Source organism: Micromonospora sp. NPDC002717 (assembly GCF_040295705.1).
In the GTDB taxonomy this organism is placed as follows: domain Bacteria; phylum Actinomycetota; class Actinomycetes; order Mycobacteriales; family Micromonosporaceae; genus Micromonospora.
Map to the genome: position 1 here is coordinate 1 of NZ_JBEOVW010000077.1, position 3882 is coordinate 3882.

The 3882-nt window shown below is 74.1% G+C and carries 1 pseudogene; it reads right to left on the reverse strand.

Annotation, left to right across the window (positions count from 1 at the left end):
• Positions 1–3688: pseudogene (locus tag ABT006_RS34845) on the reverse strand (type I polyketide synthase); the annotation flags it as partial.
• Positions 3689–3882: the final 194 nt, after the last annotated feature.

A 3882-nucleotide genomic window follows, 5' to 3' on the forward strand; every position in this document is an offset into this window, starting at 1 on the left:
CATCCCACACACCCGACACATCCACCAACCCACCCCACCGCAACGGCAACTCCAAACCCACCACCCGACCCAAACCCCACACCGCCGCACCAGCGACGTCGGTGAGCGGGTCGGAAGCGCCGACCGAGACCGCCCCGCGGGTCAGCCACCACAGCCGGCCCGCCCCGCCGACCTCGGCGAGGGCCTGCACCACCGTCAGCGCCCGCGACGCCTCGACGGCGCCCGGAACCGCGGCCGGCTCCCGGGGGTCGGTGAGCGACAGCAGGGACAGCACGTTCGCGTCCCGGTCGGCGGGCCCCATCGCGTCGCGCAGCAGCCGGGCCACCCGGTCCCGGTCCGCGTCGGCCGGGACCGGCACCGGGATCACCCGGGCGGCCCGGGCGGCCAGCCCCTCGGCCGCCGGGTGGTTCTCCTGCCCCGGCGCCGTCAGCACCAGCCAGGTCCCCGCCAGGGTCGCGGATTCCGGCACGGCGGTCGTACGCCACGTCGCCCGGTACCGCCAGGAGTCGACGGCGGCCCGCTGCTGCGTCGTCCGCCGCCACCGGGCGAGCTTCGGCAGCAGCGCCGTGGACGGCTCGTCCGCGCCCACCGCCAGTTCTTCGCCCAGCGCGCCGAGATCCCCGGACTCGACCGCCGCCCAGAACCGCTCGTCGGACGGGGTGTCGACGGCCGCCGGGGTCGCGCCGGGCTGCGGGTCGTCCAGCCAGTACCGCTGCCGGTCGAAGGCGTACGTGGGCAGGTCGACCACGCGCGGCCGGGCACCGGCCTGGCCGTGGTACGCGGCCCAGTCCACGGCGACGCCGGCCACCCAGAGCTGCCCGACGGCCGCGGTGAGGGCGGCGAGCTCCGGCTGCTTGCGGCGCAGCGCGGCGACGTACCGCACGTCGTCGCCGGTCGCCGCAGCCTCGGCCGCCATGGCGGTGAGGACGGCGTCCGGGCCGACCTCCAGGAACGTGTGCACGCCCTGCTCCCGCAGCGCCGCCACCCCGTCGGCGAACCGCACCGCCTGCCGCACGTGCCGCACCCAGTAACCCGGGTCGGTGACCTCCCCGGCCTCCGCCACGGCCCCGGTCACGTTCGACACGATCGGGATCCTCGGCGCCTGCCAGCCCAGCCCCGCCACCACGGACGCGAACTCGTCCAACATCGGGTCCATGAGCCGCGAGTGGAACGCGTGACTGACCGTCAACTCCTTGACCCGCCAGCCCCGCTCACGAGCGGCCGCCACCAGCACAGCCACCTCGCCCGCGGCACCCGACACCACCACGGCAGCTGGACCGTTCACCGCCGCGACATCCACCGCCGCACCGGTGAGGTCGATCAGCTCGACGACCGATTCCTCCGAAGCGCCGACCGCGGCCATCACCCCGCCGGCCGGCAACGCCTGCATCAACCGACCCCGCGCCGCCACCAGGACACACGCATCCGACAGCGACAGCATCCCCGCCACGTACGCGGCGGTCACCTCACCGATCGAATGGCCGGCCAGGAAGTCCGCCCGCACACCCCACGACGACAGCAGCTCCCACAGCGCCACCTCAATGGCGAACAGACCCGCCTGCGCGAACACCGTCTGATCCACGAGAGCGGCGTCGGGAGTGCCCGGCTCGGCGAACACGACCTCGCGCAGCGGACGCGGCAACAGCCCGTCGAACTGCCCACACACCCGGTCGAAGGACGCCGCGAACACCGGGAACGCCTCGTACAACTCGCGACCCATGCCGGCCCGCTGCGAGCCCTGACCGGTGAACAGCACCGCCCGACGGCCCGCCGACACCACACCCGACACCACCGGCCGGCCCTCGGCCACCGCCGCCAGCCCCGCCGTCAACTCCTCGACCGAGCCACCCCACACCACGGCGCGGTGCTCCAACGCCGCCCGCGACGTCGCCAACGACCAGGACACGTCGGCCACCGCGAGGTCGGACCGGTCCCGCACGAACGCCACCAACCGCGCCGCCTGACCCGACAGACCCCGCTCCGACCGCGCCGACACCACCCACGGCACCGGCACTCCGGCAGACACGACGGGCGCCGAGGCAAGGTCCTCCCCCGCCACCGACTCCACCGCCGCGGCCGAGGGCTCTCCCGCCGCAGGCGCCGGCTGCACCGCCAGCTCCAGCTCCGACGCCGGCCCCGGGTGCTCCAGGATCACGTGCGCGTTCGTGCCGGAGATGCCGAACGACGACACACCCGCCCGACGCGCACGCCCCACCGCCGGCCACTCACGCGCCCGCGTCACCAGCTCGACCGCACCCGACGACCAGTCCACATGCGACGACGGCTCGCCCACGTGCAACGACGCCGGCACCACCCCGGCCCGCATCGCCAGGATCATCTTGATGATCCCCGCCACGCCGGCCGCCGCCTGCGTGTGACCGATGTTCGACTTCACCGAGCCGAGGAGCAGCGGCGCAGCCTCGCCGCGGCCCTGCCCGTACGTGGCCAACAACGCCTGCGCCTCGATCGGGTCACCGAGCGTCGTGCCGGTGCCGTGCGCCTCGACGACGTCCACGTCCCCGGCCGACAACCCCGCCGACGCGAGCGCCTGCCGGATCACCCGCTGCTGCGACGGACCGTTCGGCGCCGTCAACCCGTTCGACGCACCGTCCTGGTTCACCGCCGTGGCCCGGACCACGGCCAGCACCCGACGACCGTCCCGCCGCGCGTCCGACAGCCGCTGCACCAGCAGCATGCCCACGCCCTCGGACCAGCCGGTGCCGTCAGCGGCTTCGGAGAACGACTTGCACCGGCCGTCGGCCGACAGCCCGCCCTGGATCGAGAACTCGGCGAAGGTGGCCGGGGACGCCATGACGCAGACGCCGCCGGCGAGGGCGAGGTCGCACTCCCCGGACCGCAGCGCCTGCGCCGCGAGGTGCAGCGCCACCAGCGACGACGAACACGCGGTGTCCACGGTCATCGCCGGCCCCTCGAAACCGAACGAGTACGCCACCCGACCCGACAGCACACTGGTCGCGTTGCCGGTGAGCAGATGGCCGCCGACCTCCTGGGCACGGCCCACGGATCCGCTGGCGTACCCCTGGAAGCTGGCGCCGGCGAAGACGCCGACCGCGCTTCCCTTCAGGCTGGTCGGGTCGATGCCGGCGGATTCGACCGCCTCCCAGGACGTCTCCAGCAGCAGCCGCTGCTGCGGGTCCATGGCGAGGGCCTCGCGGGGCGAGATGCCGAAGAACTCGGCGTCGAACTCGGTGGCGTCGTAGACGAAGCCGCCGCTGCGGACGAAGGACGTGTCGGACAGTCCGCTGCCGAGGAAGGCGTCCCAGCCCCGGTCGAGGGGGAAGTCGGAGATGCCGTCGCGTCCCGTGGAAAGCAGTTGCCAGAACTCGTCCGGCGATCCGACGCCGCCTGGGAGGCGGCAGCCCATCCCCACGATGACGATCGGGTCGTCGTCGACGACGGTGACCGTACGCCCGGCCGGCGCGTCGCCGGAGGCGCCGAGCACGGTCTCCCGGATGAAGGCGACCAGGGCGGCCGGGGTCGGGTGGTCGAAGACCAGCGTGGTGGGCAGCGCGAGGCCCGTTTCGGCGGTCAGCCGGTTGCGCAACTCGACCGCGGTGAGGGAGTCGAAGCCGAGGCGCTGGAACGCCCGGTCCGGCGGCACGGACTCCACGGTGGCGTGGCCGAGCACCGCGGCGACCTGGGAGCGCACGAGGTCGAGCAGGGTTGCCTCGGCCTCCGACGGCGGCAGAGCCGCGAGCCGCCGGCGGAAGGCCGAAACCTGGTCGGTGGGGCCGTCCTCGCTGCGGGCCGCTGCCTCGATGGCCGACTGTGCCTCGGGGATCTCGGTGAACAACCGACTCGGCCGCAACGCCGTGAACGACGACACGAACCGATCCCACCGCACATCCGCCACCACCACCT